The sequence below is a fragment of the Aliivibrio salmonicida LFI1238 genome (genome assembly GCF_000196495.1).
In the GTDB taxonomy this organism is placed as follows: domain Bacteria; phylum Pseudomonadota; class Gammaproteobacteria; order Enterobacterales; family Vibrionaceae; genus Aliivibrio; species Aliivibrio salmonicida.
In genome coordinates this window covers 534,131-551,819 of the sequence record NC_011312.1, presented here as the reverse complement: position 1 = coordinate 551,819, position 17,689 = coordinate 534,131, and the positions used below count along the sequence as shown (strand labels likewise).

Annotated in this window: 13 protein-coding genes and 1 pseudogene; all 14 read right to left on the bottom strand. The window is 39.1% G+C overall.

The window, feature by feature from the left end; translation table 11 throughout:
* Window positions 1–30: 30 nt before the first annotated feature.
* The 14 genes and pseudogenes from tldD to VSAL_RS02715 all read right to left on the bottom strand — a co-directional run bounded on the left by tldD (window position 31) and on the right by VSAL_RS02715 (window position 17,606).
* Complete coding sequence (tldD, locus tag VSAL_RS02780; RefSeq protein ID WP_012549302.1) at window positions 31–1,476, bottom strand: metalloprotease TldD; 1,446 nt, start codon at window positions 1,474–1,476, stop codon at window positions 31–33.
* A gap of 110 nt (window positions 1,477–1,586) precedes the next feature.
* A pseudogene (locus tag VSAL_RS02775) lies at window positions 1,587–2,416 on the bottom strand (carbon-nitrogen hydrolase family protein).
* A 36-nt stretch (window positions 2,417–2,452) separates the two neighbouring features.
* Window positions 2,453–6,316, bottom strand: coding sequence for a YhdP family protein (locus VSAL_RS02770; protein WP_012549300.1), 3,864 nt, complete (start codon window positions 6,314–6,316; stop codon window positions 2,453–2,455).
* Window positions 6,317–6,327: 11 nt separating this feature from the next.
* On the bottom strand, window positions 6,328–7,797 hold the full coding sequence (rng, locus tag VSAL_RS02765; RefSeq protein ID WP_012549299.1) for a ribonuclease G: 1,470 nt from the start codon (window positions 7,795–7,797) through the stop codon (window positions 6,328–6,330).
* Between the two features lie 19 nt (window positions 7,798–7,816).
* Window positions 7,817–8,392 carry a Maf family protein gene (locus VSAL_RS02760; protein ID WP_012549298.1) on the bottom strand — a complete coding sequence of 192 codons (576 nt, stop codon included), beginning with the start codon at window positions 8,390–8,392 and terminating at the stop codon, window positions 7,817–7,819.
* Between the two features lie 9 nt (window positions 8,393–8,401).
* A complete protein-coding gene (gene mreD, locus VSAL_RS02755; RefSeq protein ID WP_012549297.1) occupies window positions 8,402–8,893 on the bottom strand; it encodes a rod shape-determining protein MreD in 492 nt (163 codons plus the stop codon).
* A complete protein-coding gene (gene mreC / locus VSAL_RS02750; RefSeq protein ID WP_012549296.1) occupies window positions 8,883–9,740 on the bottom strand; it encodes a rod shape-determining protein MreC in 858 nt (285 codons plus the stop codon). The genes mreD and mreC overlap by 11 nt, the downstream gene beginning before the upstream one ends.
* Window positions 9,741–9,762: 22 nt before the next feature.
* Complete coding sequence (locus tag VSAL_RS02745) at window positions 9,763–10,806, bottom strand: rod shape-determining protein (protein ID WP_012549295.1); 1,044 nt, start codon at window positions 10,804–10,806, stop codon at window positions 9,763–9,765.
* Window positions 10,807–10,928: 122 nt separating this feature from the next.
* On the bottom strand, window positions 10,929–13,802 hold the full coding sequence (locus VSAL_RS02740) for a DUF6701 domain-containing protein (RefSeq protein WP_129546015.1): 2,874 nt from the start codon (window positions 13,800–13,802) through the stop codon (window positions 10,929–10,931).
* A complete protein-coding gene (locus VSAL_RS02735) occupies window positions 13,715–15,223 on the bottom strand; it encodes a hypothetical protein (protein WP_044583178.1) in 1,509 nt (502 codons plus the stop codon). Before VSAL_RS02735 ends, VSAL_RS02740 begins: the two co-directional genes overlap by 88 nt.
* The gene (locus VSAL_RS02730) at window positions 15,223–15,657 is read right to left on the bottom strand and encodes a hypothetical protein (protein WP_012549294.1); all 435 of its coding nucleotides are present in this window, start codon (window positions 15,655–15,657) and stop codon (window positions 15,223–15,225) included. Before VSAL_RS02730 ends, VSAL_RS02735 begins: the two co-directional genes overlap by 1 nt.
* Window positions 15,647–16,402, bottom strand: coding sequence for a PilW family protein (locus VSAL_RS02725; RefSeq protein ID WP_012549293.1), 756 nt, complete (start codon window positions 16,400–16,402; stop codon window positions 15,647–15,649). Before VSAL_RS02725 ends, VSAL_RS02730 begins: the two co-directional genes overlap by 11 nt.
* Window positions 16,402–16,995: a type IV pilus modification PilV family protein gene (locus tag VSAL_RS02720; protein WP_012549292.1), complete on the bottom strand. Its 594-nt coding sequence runs from the start codon at window positions 16,993–16,995 to the stop codon at window positions 16,402–16,404. The genes VSAL_RS02725 and VSAL_RS02720 overlap by 1 nt, the downstream gene beginning before the upstream one ends.
* Window positions 16,992–17,606 carry a type II secretion system protein gene (locus VSAL_RS02715; protein WP_012549291.1) on the bottom strand — a complete coding sequence of 205 codons (615 nt, stop codon included), beginning with the start codon at window positions 17,604–17,606 and terminating at the stop codon, window positions 16,992–16,994. Before VSAL_RS02715 ends, VSAL_RS02720 begins: the two co-directional genes overlap by 4 nt.
* Window positions 17,607–17,689 lie beyond the last annotated feature (83 nt).

Sequence of the window (17,689 nt, the reverse complement as noted above, 5' to 3'; positions counted from 1 at the left end):
TTTGGATAAACGTAAATTAGCGCACAGAGATTACTCTGTACCACCTACTGTTAATGCATCTAATTTTAGGGTTGGCTGACCAACACCAACGGGAACACTTTGCCCTGCTTTACCACAAACACCAACACCACGATCTAATGATAAATCATTACCGACCATTGATATTTGTTGCATTGCTTCAATACCAGAACCGATTAAAGTTGCCCCTTTCACTGGACGTGTAATCTTACCATCTTCAATTAAGTACGCCTCTGATGCAGAGAATACAAACTTACCAGAGGTAATATCAACCTGACCACCACCGAAATTTGGTGCGTAAATACCTTTTTTAACCGTAGAGATGATCTCTTCTGGTGTATGTTCACCGGGCAGCATATACGTATTTGTCATACGTGGCATCGGTAGATGAGCATATGACTCACGACGGCCATTCCCTGTAGGTGCTACGCCCATTAAACGAGCATTTAACTTATCTTGCATGTAGCCTTTCAATACGCCATTTTCAATCAATGTATTATATTGACCTGGAACCCCTTCATCATCGACATTCAATGAACCTCGGCGATCAAGCATTGTGCCATCATCAACAATCGTACATACCGAAGACGTCACTTTATCACCCAACTTACCAGAAAAGACAGATGAGCCTTTACGGTTAAAATCACCTTCTAAGCCATGGCCAACCGCTTCATGCAATAAAACACCAGGCCAACCTGAACCTAAAACGACAGGCATCATACCGGCAGGAGCCGCTTCTGCATCAAGATTAACAAGTGCTTGACGAATTGCTTCATCTGCAAATTCAAGAGCGATAGATTTACCATCGACTTCAGTAAGGAAATAATCATAGCCATAACGACCACCACCACCAGCACTACCACGTTCACGCTTATCACCACGTTGAACAAGCACACTGATTGATAGGCGAACAAGAGGGCGGATATCAGCCGCGTAAGTACCATCAAGTGCAGCGACAAGCATTTGCTCATACACACCACTAATACTTACGGATACTTCTTGAATCAACGGTTCTTTTGCTCGGATATAAACATCCACTTCTTGAAGCAATGCGATTTTCTTTTGCTTATCAAGACTATTAAGAGGATTCATTGGAGCATAAAACTGAGGTATAGGTTGAGCCGTAAAGGCATTAACTTTACCGCTGCCACCTTGTTGCACAATGCCACGAGCGGCTTTTGCACTTTGTTTCAAGGCATCTAAATTAATTTGGTCTGAGTACGCAAACCCTGTTTTCTCGCCTGCAACCGCACGAATACCGACACCACGGTCAATATTAAACGAACCATCTTTAATGATACTGTCTTCAAGAACCAAAGATTCATGCCAACATGACTGAAAATAAATATCAGCGTAATCAACATCTCTTTTAGCAATGCTACTTAACGTTTGAGACAGTTCTTGTTGACCGATCCCAGCTTGATTCAATAAAGATTGTTCTACTTCTTGCAAACTCATTCGGTGTACTCTTTTTAGAATTTATCATCTAAAAGTAATTATGAATAAAAAAGAGCGTGTTTTATAGTTAAACCGCTCTTTTACTCAATAAAACTCTTAATCAATTAGCTTCATTGGATGTTACAAGCTAATCTTGCGTGTTGTGCTACGGGCATTTTTTTTCGTATTGCAGTCGTTTGATTTTTATCTATTTCAGCAGCAATAACCCCCGTCCCCTCTCGTTGAGTGACGACTTTATTGCCCCATGGGTCAACCACCATAGAGTGCCCCCAAGTCTCTCGACCTGAACCATGACTTCCCCACTGTCCAGCGGCCAATAACCAACATTGGTTCTCAATGGCTCGCGAACGTAGCAGTATATCCCAATGCGCATAGCCTGTAACTTTTGTGAAAGCTGCAGGAACAATCAGTATTTCTGCACCTTGTTGGCGTAATTCACTGTAAAGTTGTGGAAACCTTACGTCATAGCAAATAGACAAACCAATCTTTCCAATGGGCGTATCAACCACTTTAATCTCACTGCCCGCGGTAAAAGTATCGGATTCTCTGTAGCTTTGATGCCCATCTTCTACATCGACATCAAACATATGCAATTTATGGTAATGCTCAACAAGATCACCATCATGATTAAAGACAAGGCAAGTGCTTGATAACGATCCATCAGCATTTCGAATAGGAAATGATCCGATAATCAACCATAAGTGATAATGCTTTGCTAATTTGGCCAACTTCTCTTGCAGAGGCCCCTTCCCTAGCGGCTCTGCGTGCTTTTCATAATCTTCTTTTTGACCAAAGACAAGGGTATTTTCAGGTGTTAGCGCAAGCTTAGCCCCTTGTTGATGTAACCCTTTTAGATTGAGTTTCAGTTGCTTCATATTTGCTTCATATTTGCTTCAGGATCCGCACCTGAATTCATTTGAATAATACCGACTTTACTCATCGTTAACGTCCTTATTTTTGGCTCTATTTACATTAATTATTCATTTGACTCAGGAAGCTTATATTCACCTTGGCTTCGAGATAATTCTTTAACCGTAGGGGCATCTAAAGGCCCTTCCACTTTATAGTTCACTTGAGTAATAACATCAATAACCGGTGAAATAGCGGTGGCGACCGCAAGTACAATAATAGCCGTTTGTGGCGCAACCGCAAATGCCGTGATAATAGGAATACCCGAGGTTAGATCCGGCGTAAAGTTAACTTCTGCATCAACTAAACGAGTATTCAAATCCGCTTTGCCTTTTATCTTCATTTCACCAGCAACCGCATCCATCACTAAATTATTACTAACAAAGACGCCTTTACGCATTTCTCCACTGCCAGTTATCGAGTTAAATGCCATCCCATCATCAAAAACATCTCTAAAATCGAGTTTCATTTTACGAATAATAGAATCCATACTAAATAAACCAAGAAAACGAGCAGCCCCCTTCACGTCGGTAATCACACCTTCATCCAAGGTAGACGCAAGATCACCCGCTAAAGTATTTGTCTTAATTCGCCAAGGCGCGCCATCCCAATTTAGGTTAGCCGACATTGTATAAGTCGCGTTTTGAATGCCAGTACTAATACCAAAGCGTGCTAATAATTCAGAGTTATCATCACCCGAGGCGTTTGCTGAAAAAGACGATTTACTGCTCTCTTTATTTAATTTCCAATCACCAGTCATTGAAAACTTATTCTTTCCACTGACAATGTTTAACGTATCTAAATAAAAAGTATCATTCTTTTTATGCAGCTTTGTTTCAACTTTACCCAGTTTATACCCTTGAACCCAAGTATCTTTAATTGTTAACTCTAAGTTGGGCATTAATTTAAAGAATTCACGATCAAAAGAAGAGATCAATGGATCTTTTGCTTTTGCGTAATTAAGCCCTCCTTCGCTATCAACATTATCTAAGCTGGGAATGAAAATATGTAGATTATCGAGTTGCACCGCCAGTGCTTCGTTATTCTTCCATGTTGCTTTACCATCAACTTCTTGGCTTTGAACCTGAAAATACCAACCTTGTGATTTTTTACGAATATCAGCATTTACATCATTCCAATCTATACTCGCCAAACGCAACGATTTAATATCGGTATCAATCCGTGTTGGCATTGGAATAACCGGAAAACTACTCGCTTTACTTTTTGAACCAGAGCTTGGTTTTTCTTTACTTTGAATAGGCTCTTCAATCCAAGCATCCGCATCTAAGTTCTTCGTATTTAATGACGCAGAGTGACCGACAATTGGACTGACTTTAAAGTTTCCACGCCCAACAATAAGATAACTTGCATCAATCACTGGCGTTTCTTTATCAATGCTAATCTCAGCTTGGTACTTTGCATCAGGAAAAATTAAGCGTCCAGATAACCGTTCAGCATTACCCGAGACCTGTAATACCGCTTTATCCGTTGACCCTTTCTCTAATGCAAGAGGGTATGGAAGCGTTGATTGAATATCGTTAAGAGCCGCATCCATCCCGATTTGATAAGTAAACCCAACATCCGCCATCTGTAAATTGATCGAGGTATCCCAGATTGATGTACCTTTAACTTTATCGATTAACGGCGAATCAATGTATTCCCTTAAAGGATCAATATTCCATTTACCTTTAACATCAATGTTCACCCCATAAAAATCGGATTGAGTTTCACCATTAAATGACAATGAGATCGGTTGTCCTAGTAAAGAGGCTTTGATCCCCTTTGCTTTCACTACATCATTATCAAATTCAATACGACCTTTTGCATTCGTAAGTTCGATATTAGGCGATTGCAATTCAATATGATTATTCGCTAAATCGGCATAGCCCCATGCTCTAACATCTTCACTATTAAATGGGATATCTAACCGTAATAATGCATCCACTCTATTATCAATTTGAATGCTATTAAGTGCCGCCCCCACAGAATCAACCAGTGGCGTTGCAGTCATGTATTCACGAACCGCTTTACCAGATCCATTCGCTCTTGCTCTAATCGTTAACTTACCGTCCTCTGCTAAGTTAGCAATCTGTCCAGTTACTCGGGTTGCATGCACGCCCATTAGGTCTGCAGAATGTGAACTTAAGAACATCGATGCATTTTGGAACATCAAATCCAATTGCAAATTAGTTAATGGAGGCCAAGCAGTATCAAACGAAAACTTAGCGTCTTTAAGGCCTACTTTAATTTGAAAAATACCGTCATATTTTGTATATGGAAAATCACTTAACTCGCCATACCATAGTAATTGTACCGTCTTAGCACTTCCTCCTTGAACAGCAGAGGAAAGGTAATCGGTAAGGTCTTGACCTAATGCGAGTGTTGGTAGATAACGCCAAGTTTGATCTGCATTAAACGCATCAGCTTCTGCATAAAAAGACAACACTGAAGGCTTATCTTTAGGGAAGTCTAATCGGAACTCACCTTTGGCTTGAAGGTCAGGAGTTGATACATCAATATAATCAGACCATAAACGCCAGCCTTCATCATTAACCTTCCAATAAGCGGTTACCTTTGCATTTTCAATATTCAAAGGTGCTTGAAATACATCACCATAAGGCAACGTATCATCAACCAAAGAAAGCTCGGCTTTGCCTTTTGTTTCATCGCCCGCAACAAGAATATCTAATTTATGAAAACCAGGCAGTAATTCCCACTGGTTCATTCCGGCAGCATGTATGGATGCCGAATAATTTAGTCCCGTTGTCGCATCGTACTCAACTCGAATATCATCGATATCCCCTTTAGGGTTAAGAGTACCAAGTAAATTCGTGATTTCATCTTGAGATGCTGGTAATAATGTTTTGAGTCCAAGCGCATTTTCAAGATCAATATGACCTAAATTAAGTATCCATTTAGACGGTTGCCAAACAAAATTCCCAGCAAGCTCTGGCCATTCATCGTCTTCATGTTTAATTTGAATGCCTGATGAAATGACTTTCCAACCTTCTTTTTCTGGTTGAAGCTCAAACACTCCACTTTCGATACTCAATTTATGGATCGTTTTATCTTCTTCCCAGTTAATATAAGAAGGAGCCGCTTCAACTAACGCATCAATGGGTTGTCCATTTTTAAACGATAGCCAAGCATTAACGGATACCTCACCTTCAGTAACCCCATATTCTTGCTGAATATTGTCTTTTATCCATGGCGTAATTTGGATATTTTGGGCTTCAACATAAAAATCACCATCTAAACTTTTGAAAGTCCCTTTCTCTTTAAAGTTTGCGATCACTTTCAGTTGGTTAATTTCGCTGCCTAAAACACTCACAACCCCTTCAGCAAGGTGTTTTCTGCTTTCATTTCGCCATTGTAACGAATCAATTAAGATCGTTTTTTCATTGCCATTTAATGCAGTGAACGTAACGTGAGAATTTTTTATCGAGAAATGGTTCAATCGGACTAAAAAGAGATCTTCTAAACGTTTAGAAAGTGAGTCTTCTGTATTTTTATCGTCAACTTCTAATTTATTTTCTTCTGATTTATCGTTACCTAATGAGGTCAAATCTGCGGTTAATTTATCGATTCGAAGATCAGCAAATTGAGGCTGTTGGGCCCAAAGAGAGGAAAGAATATTCAGTTGAATTTCAACAGAACCAACAGAGATGATTTCATCCCCAGTATTTGGATCGGTTGCTGTTAGTTTAGTCAGATTCAAGGATGGATTGGTATTTCGCCAGCGCCCTTTTACTTCACCAATTGAGATTGAGAAACCAGTAGATTGAGAAAGTAACTGTTCAATTTCTGGTTGGTATTTATTTAAGGTAGGTAATAAAAGGCGTAGGCTTGTTATGACTAATGCTGCCAGTAAAAATACCAGCAGCAATAATCCCATCAAGCAACGTTCAGTACGAATTAACTTAGTGGTCACTTATCATTCTCTTACATCATAACAACATCAAATTGCTCTTGAATATAAAGTGGTTCAGCTTGGATTTTCACTTGCTTACCAATAAATAATTCAAGCTCTGCCAATGCATGAGATTCTTCACCTTGAAGTGCATCAGCAACAGCAACAGCAGCATATACGACAAATTTATCAGAATCGTACGCTCTATTTACTCGAGTAATTTCACGTAAAATCTCGTAACAAACGCTCTCAACCGTTTTAACTGCACCGCGGCCTTCACACGTAGGACATTGACCACATAAAACATGCTCAATACTTTCACGCGTACGTTTACGAGTCATCTCAACTAAACCCAATTGGGTAAAACCATTAATGTTCGTTTTAACTCGGTCTTTATCTAACGCAGCGCCTAATACTTGCAGCACTCGGCGACGATGTTCTTCACTCATCATATCGATAAAATCAATGATAATGATCCCACCAAGATTACGTAAACGAAGCTGTCGAGCAATGGCTTGAGTTGCTTCAATATTCGTGTTGAAAATCGTTTCTTCTAAATTACGACGCCCAACAAAGGCCCCCGTATTTATATCAACCGTTGTCATCGCTTCTGTTTGATCTATGATCAAATAGCCGCCAGATTTCAACTCGACCTTACGATCTAAAGCGCGTTGAATTTCGTTCTCTGTTTCATACATATCAAAAATCGGTTTATCACCAGAGTAATATTCCAATTTTTTCGTTAATTCAGGAACGAATTCAGTTGTAAATTCTTTTAATTTTTCAAAGGCTTGCTTTGAATCGACACGAATTAAATCTAACTCTGTACCGACAAAATCACGTAAGATACGTTGATCTAATCCAAGCTCACCATAAAGCATTGATTTTGTTTTGCTCTTTTTACGACGCTCAATTACCTTATGCCACAAACGTTTTAAAAAAGCAGCATCTTGGGAGATCTCCGCTTCTTTCGCGCCTTCTGCCGCAGTACGAATAATAAAACCGCCAAACTCATCGCAATAATCAGAAACCGTATTCTTTAAACGATTACGTTCTTTTTCACTTTCAATTCGTTGAGAGACACCAACATGACTCGCTCCTGGCATAAAGACCAAGTAACGCGAAGGAAGAGTAATATCCGTAGTTAGACGAGCACCTTTTGTTCCAAGTGGATCTTTTACCACTTGAACCACTAAATCTTGACCTTGATGTACTAACTGAGAAATATCTCGCACCTGAAACTGACGCTTTTCATTCTCAGAAACGCATTCAGTATGAGGCACAATGTCTGAAGCATGCAAAAATGCCGCTTTATCCAAGCCAATATCAATAAACGCCGCTTGCATCCCCGGTAATACTCGGCTTACTCTGCCTTTGTATATATTACCCACAATACCGCGTCTTGCTTCTCTTTCTACATGTATCTCTTGAAGCACACCGGCTTCAATCATCGCAACTCGAGTTTCACTCGGAGTTACGTTTATTAACAACTCTGTACTCATTGGAGCACCTCACTAATTTTTACAAAAATTGGTGTAAGAGCTGATCGGTTTCCATCAATGGCAATCCCATGACAGCGTGATAGCTGCCATCAATACGTGAGACAAATCGCCCACCACTACCCTGAATGCCATACGAACCTGCTTTATCACAAGGCTCTCCACTCTCCCAATACGTTTTAATTTCTTGTTCTGAGAGTGTTTTAAACCACACCTGAGTAATTACTGTTTTGGTTCTTGTTTTTTCAGGAGTCATAAGGGTGACAGCAGTCATAACTTGATGTTGACGACCAGACAGTGCCAAGAGCATTCTCTTAGCATCTTCAAAATCTGTTGGTTTTTCTAAAATAACACCATCGATTACAACAATAGTATCAGAGCCCAATACTGGGACAATTGTATTTTTATTTTGTTCGACTACACGCAAACCCGCTTGAGCTTTATCTTTAGATAATCGTTCAACATATTCTAAAGGGGATTCATGAGACTGATGCTGTTCTTCAACGTCAACAGTAACTATCTCAAACTGATACCCTAACTGTTGCAGCAGTTCCTTTCTACGTGGAGAACCAGATGCTAAAAATAATTGATTCGACATTTTACTTCCTTATCGAATAGACCAATGACGGCGAACTCTACGCATCAATAAAAATAACCAAGGCCACAAAATAAAGTTTAACACGCCCGCCCATAAAAAATGTCCGTTGAATGACACATCATGAACTAAAAATTCGCCTAAAAATTCTAAGAGTTTACCCAGTAACGTTAATGCTGAGAAGATTGCAGCTTGTTGCCAAAGAGCAAGGTTTCTCAACAACTTAAAATTCGCAGCAACCAGATAGACCAAAATCGCCATCGTCATTCCACGGATACCAAGCGTTGTGCCAAGTAATAGATCCCATAAGATCCCAAGTATCATGGCAGTACCAACATTAACCCGATGAGGCAATGCTAATACCCAATAGAAAGTCACTAATATGATCCAAGAAGGTCGTAATACTTCTAATGTTCCAGGCCAAGGTGCCGCCTGTAATATTAATGCGATCAAAAAAGAGAGCCAAATAATGACTCTTCCACGCATAAGATGACTACTCGTCATTAGTCACTTCCTTTATCTTACCTTCAATTTCTGTTGGCCATACGAGTAATAAATATCTTAATTTATCAAATTCAACCGCAGTTTCTAATTCTATCGATGCAAAAGGGCGTTTATTATTATTATCTATACTAGAAATGTAACCGACAGGATACCCTTCAGGATATCGCCCACCTAAACCTGAGCTCACCAATAAATCACCAATTTCAATATCAGTATTTGTTGGTATATGCTCAAGTTGCATTAAATTTAAATTACCTTTTCCTGATGCAATAACACGAATATCATTTCGAACTACTTGTACAGGAATCGCATTGTTAGGATCGGTTAACAACAGCACGCGACTATTATGTGCACCTACGTAGTTAATTTGCCCAACAATACCTTTATCACTAATAACTGGCTGCCCTTCATAGACACCGTCAACTTGGCCTTTATCTATCATTACTTGGTGGGTATAGGGTGCAGAATCCACAGCCATTACCTCTGTCACCAACTTTTTTTCATCACGAATAAAAGGGGAACCAAGCAAATCACGTAATCGACTATTTTCTTGCTTTAATTGCTCCAACAACAATAAATTGCTGTTTTGTATAAACATGTCTTGTTTGAGTTTCTGATTTTCAAACATGAGTGCATTACGGCTATTGAAACGCTCATACATGCCATCAAACATAGTACGAGGCAGATTCGCCGCATAATGAATTGGAGAAACAAAACTATTTAATAGGTAACGTATGTCAGAAAAGGCATTTAAACGACTATCGGCTAACATAAGGCTAGCCGATACCATTACAGCAATAAACAGGCGAAGCTGTAGAGAGGGACCTCTACCAAAGATTGGAGTCATATCCACTCACCCGTTATTATTATTACTCGTCACTAAAGAGATCGCCACCGTGCATATCGATCATTTCTAATGCTTTACCGCCGCCAAGAGCAACACATGTTAATGGATTCTCTGCAACAACCACTGGGATCCCAGTTTCTTCAGTCAAAAGACGGTCTAAATCACGAAGTAGTGCACCACCACCCGTTAATACCATGCCGTGTTCTGAAACATCAGATGCTAGTTCTGGTGGACACTGTTCTAGTGCAACCATTACTGCTGAAACGATACCAGAAAGAGGCTCTTGAAGCGCTTCTAAGATTTCGTTTGAATTTAGTGTAAAGCTACGAGGAACACCTTCTGCAAGGTTACGACCACGTACTTCAATTTCAAGGACATCATCACCAGGGTATGCAGAACCGATCTCGTGCTTAATGCGCTCAGCCGTCGCTTCACCAATAAGGCTACCGTAGTTACGACGTACGTAGTTAATGATCGCTTCATCAAAACGGTCACCACCAATACGAACAGACGATGAGTAAACCACACCGTTCAGTGAGATAACGGCAACTTCTGTTGTACCACCACCTATATCAACCACCATAGAACCGGTCGCTTCAGATACCGGTAAGCCAGCGCCGATAGCAGCAGCCATAGGCTCATCAATTAGGAAGACTTCACGGGCACCAGCACCTTGAGCTGATTCACGGATAGCACGGCGTTCAACTTGCGTAGAACCACAAGGTACACAAACAAGAACGCGTGGGCTTGGACGTAAGAAGCTGTTGTCGTGCACTTGCTTAATGAAGTGTTGCAACATTTTTTCGGTGACGTAAAAGTCAGCGATAACGCCATCTTTCATTGGACGGATAGCAGAAATATTACCAGGAGTACGACCTAGCATTCGTTTTGCTTCGTGACCAACAGCCGCTACGCTTTTCGCTGAACCATTACGGTCTTGACGAATAGCAACAACAGAAGGTTCATCAAGAACGATGCCTTGACCTTTTACATAAATAAGTGTGTTGGCAGTACCTAGATCGATTGAAAGATCGTTTGAAAACATGCCACGAAGTTTCTTAAACATAATCTTCGTATTTCCTGAAAGCGTGATAATAAGATAAATATATCTAAATGTACCAATGCCTAGCCTAATCAGCAAGGCATTGCTACAGAATCCTGAAGCAAATCAGGATTTTTATTCATTTTTTAGTTAGAAGTACCAATAATGTTACTTTCACCGCGAAATATGATGCGGTCATTCCCACGGTAAATACCAAACGTCACCACGGTTGATGGATCTTCATCACCTTTGCCTCGCCAATTATATTGAAGCCAAGGTTGAGATGAACTCGGTTCTTCTGAGCAGTCAACATTCGCTTTACCCACTTGTGGAGAGATAGATGCTAAACGTAACCAAAAGCGCACCTGCTCACGCAAAGTCGCATTATTGGTATCAGCGATGGCTTTTAAATTGCGTCTATCAATGCCTGAATCAATACCACTGAGATTAGAACCAGATAAGGCAGAGTTACTTGATGAACTCGGATCTGGCCAGATCGTTTGTTTGCAATAATTAGCGCCATTAAATGTTGTCGCATTATCACTATCGCTAATCACAAAGCCAGTACCATTCCAATACTCAACACGTAATGGAATCATTACACTCTGGCCTACCGCTGCTCCAACACTGTCTAATACCATTCGCCCATAGCGAACGTCTGGTTGTGATAATAACTCTTGATCTACTACTGTTTGGTTTTTATCAAAAGAAACGGGATCAGTTCCATTTATTGCTAAGCTCAACGCAGTCGTTATCGAATTAACGCCCTCATTAAATGGACCATCAGCAGTTGTTGTTACATTACTCGCTAACATTGATGCACTTTTTCTTGACCAAATGACACTATTTGAAAGATCTGGCGCTTCCCAAGTGGCATTACTCCAATGGGTATTATCTAAGTCAGAAGGTGCAATATTCAATCGCTCATGATAATCACCAGTGAGTTCGAAACTCGCTTTTAAGTTTGTATCAAACAAGCCATAGTTAGTCGCTGTTGAACCACGAGCAGAATAGGCCGTCACTTCAAAAGTTACATCCTCAAAAGGCTGGTCCATATAGGCATAAGTTCCCTCTGAAGAACCTTGCCTTTTAGGGTAATCCCATAAAGTATCTGTGATGGTGAAATAAGCAGGATAGAAACGACCGATAGAAAGCTCACCAAATTCAATCCCTCCTTGAATCCCATCATAAAAAATAGGACTTAAAGCTTCAGATTTAAATAAAAGACTTCCAACTTCTGAATAGGTCATATTATTAAATTCGTAATAGCTATCTCTACCTACATCGACATAAACATCATTATTAATAGGAGCTAACGGAGCTAAGGTACCTTTAACTCCAGCAGTTGGAGTACTTAACTCGTATGATGGAGATATAGATGAAAAAGGAGCGGATGATTTAAAGAAATTTTGAGTCACTGGTAGCTGACATAAATCAGTTGCAGTACCAAATCTCACTGGTTTCACCTTTACAGAGAACCTTTCACCAGCAGCAATAAATGCAGAACCTCCCGAACTATCTCCATCGACAGATATATCACTACAAACAGCAAGCTTCCAAGGGCGAGATTCAACATTTACGACTGTTGATAATAAACCAGAATCAACAGGATAATCATTACAATCAAAACCAACAGGACAGGTAAAACTTGGATCACTCAAGGTAAAATGGACAGAACCTGCTTCCTGATAGGTTAGGCTTGTTGTGGCTACGCCTTGATTGAAAGTCAGGTCTATTTCGCTTGGGTTTGTACTACCGGCTAATTCTAAATCCGTTAGGATACCTTCATTTGAGTTAGGTGCATCTAAGATATACGGTGATACATCTAATACTTTGTTACCACTATAATCTTGAACAACATCAGGAGAACCATCATTACAAGCAAGAACTGACACATCAAAAGACTGCGGTTTATTCGCGATTACCTTTACCGTATTAACATTAAATTTAAATGGTACAAATTCAAAATGCTCCTTGGTTGTTTCATTTAAACCATCAGATGACGCAGTTACATCAAAAACATCCAAATCAGAGCTACCTAAGTACAGTGTTTTTTCACCATTTATGAATGTTGAGCCTTTAATTGAACAATCAGCAGCAACTGATTTATTCTCTAATATAGACCAACATGCAATACCATTATCTTTAGCATTAATTACTGCAGAAAAAGGTTTATTGAATCCAGAAACTGGGCCGTTATCATCTTCAACGGTGAAAGTCACAGGAATACGTTCACAAGTTAAACTGTAGTCGATTTTTGGAGTAATTTTTAGTGTGTAGTTTTTAGGAGGATCAAAGCATTGGTTTGAACCAATGATTTGAGTATTTGGATGAAGATTAATAATAGAGGCCGTAACTGCTCCTGTTAAAGTAGCATTATTACTAATCTCTACATTTTTCTCACTATACAATAATCCCTTAAAATTAGAGTTATTGGCTAAATCGACCCAATCATGAATAGTGTCAACATTATAAGAGTATGATAAGTCGTGAACCGCAACCACTAATTGGCCTTGGTCTATACCTCCAAAAAAGGAATTATGACTCAATGCAAACCCTTTGGTATGAATAATAACCTCGTTCCCACTAGGAATTTCAATTTTACCTAGAATATTTATACTATCAATCCAGTACGTACCGGTTTTAAAAATAGCTTTACCATTATTATTAATAGTTAAAGAGCCCATTAATTCGTTTGATTGATAGATTTCAGTTTCACCACTTTGAATAATAATCCTTTCAAACCCAGCGGTTGGCTTCCTAAAAGACTCCAATACTAACTGATTAATCATTAACCCTGGTTCAGAAAAGCATTCACTGCCGTCACAAGCTATTTTATTATTATCGTCATTAATATCCTGAGCTAAAAAACCAACAAAACGGTTTCCAGAAACCAACGGCGCCCCTAAAATTTCAGCTCCATTAGCGATCATTAAGCTCGCTTGACTATTGCCTTTCCACGTTTGAACTGGGCTTGGGAATAAATCACACACAGGGGATACTCTAGGCTCTTCGAACATAAAAAACCTGCTTTTTCAGCAGCATGAGCCCTTTCTGAATCTTTATCCATATCCTCTTCAACGATAAAAGAAACCTTATCTTTCTGAAGATCACAACGGCGAAGCCATCCTCCATTCCCCCCATTTCGAGAGTTTTTCGTTGCGACTAAGATTGGAGGACTATCAAAATTACCTTCTGATATATCAGTATAAGCAGATGTACACCCTTTAATTACCGGGTTAACAATTTTATCAGTTTCTCCTTTAATCGTATTTTTAGTTTCCGCCTGCCCAAGCCAAAACTTTTTACCATTAACAAAACCCGCCCCTTCTCCTGCAACGAAAGCTACTTTTTCATTGTTACTTATTACATTATGATTTCTTACTTCAGATCTTTCCAAAGCTAAACGAAATTGATCCACCCCAACATCACCAGCATAACCAGTTACCCACGCCATTGAGTTATTTTCAGTTTGAGGTTCAACTAATACCCCCGGCAACTCAGTAAAATTTGATGACAATCCATATTGTGTAAAATTAATAACATCTCCAGTATTACCTTCGCTATCACCTTGAGAGATTGTCGTTGAGGTAAACAATGAATTCGCAACAATTTTTGAACCATTAGTCAGTTCTAATACACCCGGCTCAATAACAAAATAATCAATTTCAGTCATTGGAGCAGGCTTAAAAGTAACCCTTTTAGATTTTTTATTATTTGGGGCGATTACTTGCGTTATTTTCACATTTTCATGGGTAACATCGGTCACTTTAAGCGATGATGGCAACTCTGTAATCGAACTTAATTTTTCGCTATTTTCTAAATCAATAGTAGGCATAACAAAAACAAGAGGGAGTGGTTTATTCGGATCATATTCATTTTTAAATGTAAGCGTACAATTAACGTTACCATTATCATCAATTGGGCATTCAGAAGGGCTCAATCGTCCAAATTCAAACTGTGGATTATAATTAATATCAGGAATTGGATTAAAAGAAGAATTAGAGCAAGACAATGAGATTATATCCTCATCCTCCTCCGCAAATATTTTCATATTCAGTCCCAATTTAGCATGAAAATTCACCTCTTTTTTTTCAAATTCATACCAATTAATATTATCTCTACTTTTGTAATAAGTAACTATACTAGGATCCTCTGTGTTACCGGAATATTCATAATCCAAAGCTAAATAGTAGGTTTCATCTTCTTTAATTAAGTGATCATAAATTATAGAACCTTGATATTCCACTGACCACAAACGCTCTACATGTCGATGACGAGCATTCTTTACATAAAGATCATCCCCATTATCATTAATGGTAAACTTAACCGAAAAATCATGTTCACTCGATACGTTACAAGAAATATAAGAATCAGCCCAAGCTGTATTTACTATAAAAATTGAAACAACAAAAAACAAGTATTTCATGTTAGTTTTCATCAATTTATCTCCTTCGCCCAAACTTCTTGAATTCGTGCTACTTGGTTTATTCCCGAGCCACAAACAGCCGTACTCGTGATTTTAAAATACGTAATCACTTCACCTAAATGGTTCACAGGCGTGGCAACACAAACCACTTCAGGTTCACTTGAACAACCACTGTTATTTAATGCCATATTAGGTCGATGTATCTCTTCATCACATAGACTAGAATCCGCACCTGAAACGCCAATAGGGAACAGTTGAACTAATCCCCACTCAGCTCCTGAGTATGCTAAAAACCACGCTTGCGTTCCTAACACTTCTTTAGAAACCGCATCGTGATTACTCGTTTCGACCTTCAACAAATTTAACGAAAGAAAACCAACAACAACCATAATAATCACTGATAATATCAATATATTACCACTCTGCTTTGCGTAGTTATGGAACATTCATCACCTGCACATCATGTTGATATTGAGTTACTTCATCGAGACCATTAGTAAAAGCTAACACCATCCGAACGGTACTGTTTCGATGCATTGAGGCACTTTCAAACTCAAATTTACCGCTGCTGACCTGATTGGCAAGTTGAACCGTTGAAACACGATCACCAGATGCGTTAATACGTGAGCGATACACGCCATTATCCTGAATACAATATTCAATCACTTCAGGCTGATAAAAAAATGCCCGCTCAGACGTTGAATTAGAGATAAAAGCAGGATTATTATTTGATGAAAAATTGATGGTTGATACACCAGAAGACATCGAGACCGAGTTAACAGAAACATACCTTAAACTGCTCGCCTCAATAAGATCCTTTTGTGTACTCGGGTTTATCGTTAATCTTGTATTATCAAGATCCAAAAAATTCGTCGACATGATGACGGTGTCAATACTGTCTTCTCCCACAAGAGGAAGAGACAGATAAAACGCACTCGCCTCTATAGAAACAAAGCTAACGCATTCGCCCCCATTTGATGCATCTATACTATTGGGCACAGCATGGCGTAATTCTCGACTGAATTTTTCAATCACAAATTTAGCCTGCATTTGAGTATCCTGACGATCGATACTGGTGCTGTAGCTTTGAAATCCAAGTAATAAGGTATTGCTTGCCGCCATAGCGACAATAGCCACTACCACGACGGTTAGTATCAGTTCAATTAAAGTAAAACCACGTTGCCGGTTCATCAATAATTACCTCTATAGGCACTAAAGGTATATCTGGCATGCTGACTCGCATAAAGGGTGATATCTATTTTTTTATATGGTGGCGAGACAGAAGAGCCACCATCTACATTTGCATAATTAACCTGTATTTCAACAGTGAAATTTTTATATTCGTTAGCACTATCCGACGCTATAAGCTTATCAAAATCATAGTTAATTAACCCATTTGAGCTGCATAACTCAGCCTTTCCCCAGCAACCAATAAAATCATCGACATCATTAAAGACACTGGCATTTACAGAGACATTCTGCTCATCGCCATCACGACCTAACGTCACTGAGCATGGAATAAGAGTATTGCTTTCATTTTTTTCACCACAACGATATAGCCCACCATTAGGATCACTATGTTGATCAAACTGACGACTTAATATATCCGTCATAATTGAATGGCCTAATGCCGCCGCTTGAGCTTCATATGTGGCCTTATGTGATTTCTCTGATGAAGAAAATACGCCTGACACTAAGATAGAAAGAGCAAAACCAAGAATCACAATGCCAACGACAGATTCAATCAACGTTAACCCTTGTTGATTGTATTTATAGCCTTTCATAATCCGCAGCCTTCATCCAGAATTGAGCGATAAATAAAGCCTTCACCATTAATACATACAGAGCGACTTTCATTAGACGAAGAGGTTGTTATCGTTATTCGGCAATCCTCCCCTGAGCATAAAGAAGAGGTAGCAGAAGAAAGTGGAATAATAGGTCGTCCTAATAAATCAAATGACAATTGAGATATCGAAATAGCACCATCACTATTAGTAAACTCATAACTTAATTTCATTAATTCGAGTTGTTGTTGATTTGTCTCTTTTGAATAATCAGACAACACCGCACTGTTCATATTTTGATTTTGGCATGCTTGCGATACGCCAAATTTATCTGAAGCGAGATGTAGAATTCGACACTCATCTACCCCATCTTTACTGGTCTCATTTATCGGGATATTGGTTTGCATTGAAGCGACTTGGATCTGACGTAAAATAGACATGACTTGTTCTTGTGCGGCGGCCGACGAAAAACGGCTCACTCCCATGTATTTACTCGATGCATAAGCAGCAATAATCGCTAATAGTACGATCACGACTATTAATTCAATTAATGTAAATCCATTGATTTTTATTCGTTTTATTTGCTGTAATTTAATACGTGGAACTTTCATTACCCGTTACCTTATTGCCGCCTGTTACTAGGATAATTGAATTAAGAAAGATAGCGAGTAAATGTTAGTTTTAGATACAAAAA

Coding starts and splice junctions, on each gene's coding strand:
- tldD (WP_012549302.1), bottom strand. CDS start 1,476: ATGAGTTTGCAAGAAGTAGAACAATCTTTATTGAATCAAGCTGGGATC.
- rng (WP_012549299.1), bottom strand. CDS start 7,797: ATGAGTACAGAGTTGTTAATAAACGTAACTCCGAGTGAAACTCGAGTT.
- VSAL_RS02760 (WP_012549298.1), bottom strand. CDS start 8,392: ATGTCGAATCAATTATTTTTAGCATCTGGTTCTCCACGTAGAAAGGAA.
- mreD (WP_012549297.1), bottom strand. CDS start 8,893: ATGACGAGTAGTCATCTTATGCGTGGAAGAGTCATTATTTGGCTCTCT.
- mreC (WP_012549296.1), bottom strand. CDS start 9,740: ATGACTCCAATCTTTGGTAGAGGTCCCTCTCTACAGCTTCGCCTGTTT.
- VSAL_RS02745 (WP_012549295.1), bottom strand. CDS start 10,806: ATGTTTAAGAAACTTCGTGGCATGTTTTCAAACGATCTTTCAATCGAT.
- VSAL_RS02740 (WP_129546015.1), bottom strand. CDS start 13,802: ATGTTCGAAGAGCCTAGAGTATCCCCTGTGTGTGATTTATTCCCAAGC.
- VSAL_RS02735 (WP_044583178.1), bottom strand. CDS start 15,223: ATGAAAACTAACATGAAATACTTGTTTTTTGTTGTTTCAATTTTTATA.
- VSAL_RS02730 (WP_012549294.1), bottom strand. CDS start 15,657: ATGTTCCATAACTACGCAAAGCAGAGTGGTAATATATTGATATTATCA.
- VSAL_RS02725 (WP_012549293.1), bottom strand. CDS start 16,402: ATGAACCGGCAACGTGGTTTTACTTTAATTGAACTGATACTAACCGTC.
- VSAL_RS02720 (WP_012549292.1), bottom strand. CDS start 16,995: ATGAAAGGCTATAAATACAATCAACAAGGGTTAACGTTGATTGAATCT.
- VSAL_RS02715 (WP_012549291.1), bottom strand. CDS start 17,606: ATGAAAGTTCCACGTATTAAATTACAGCAAATAAAACGAATAAAAATC.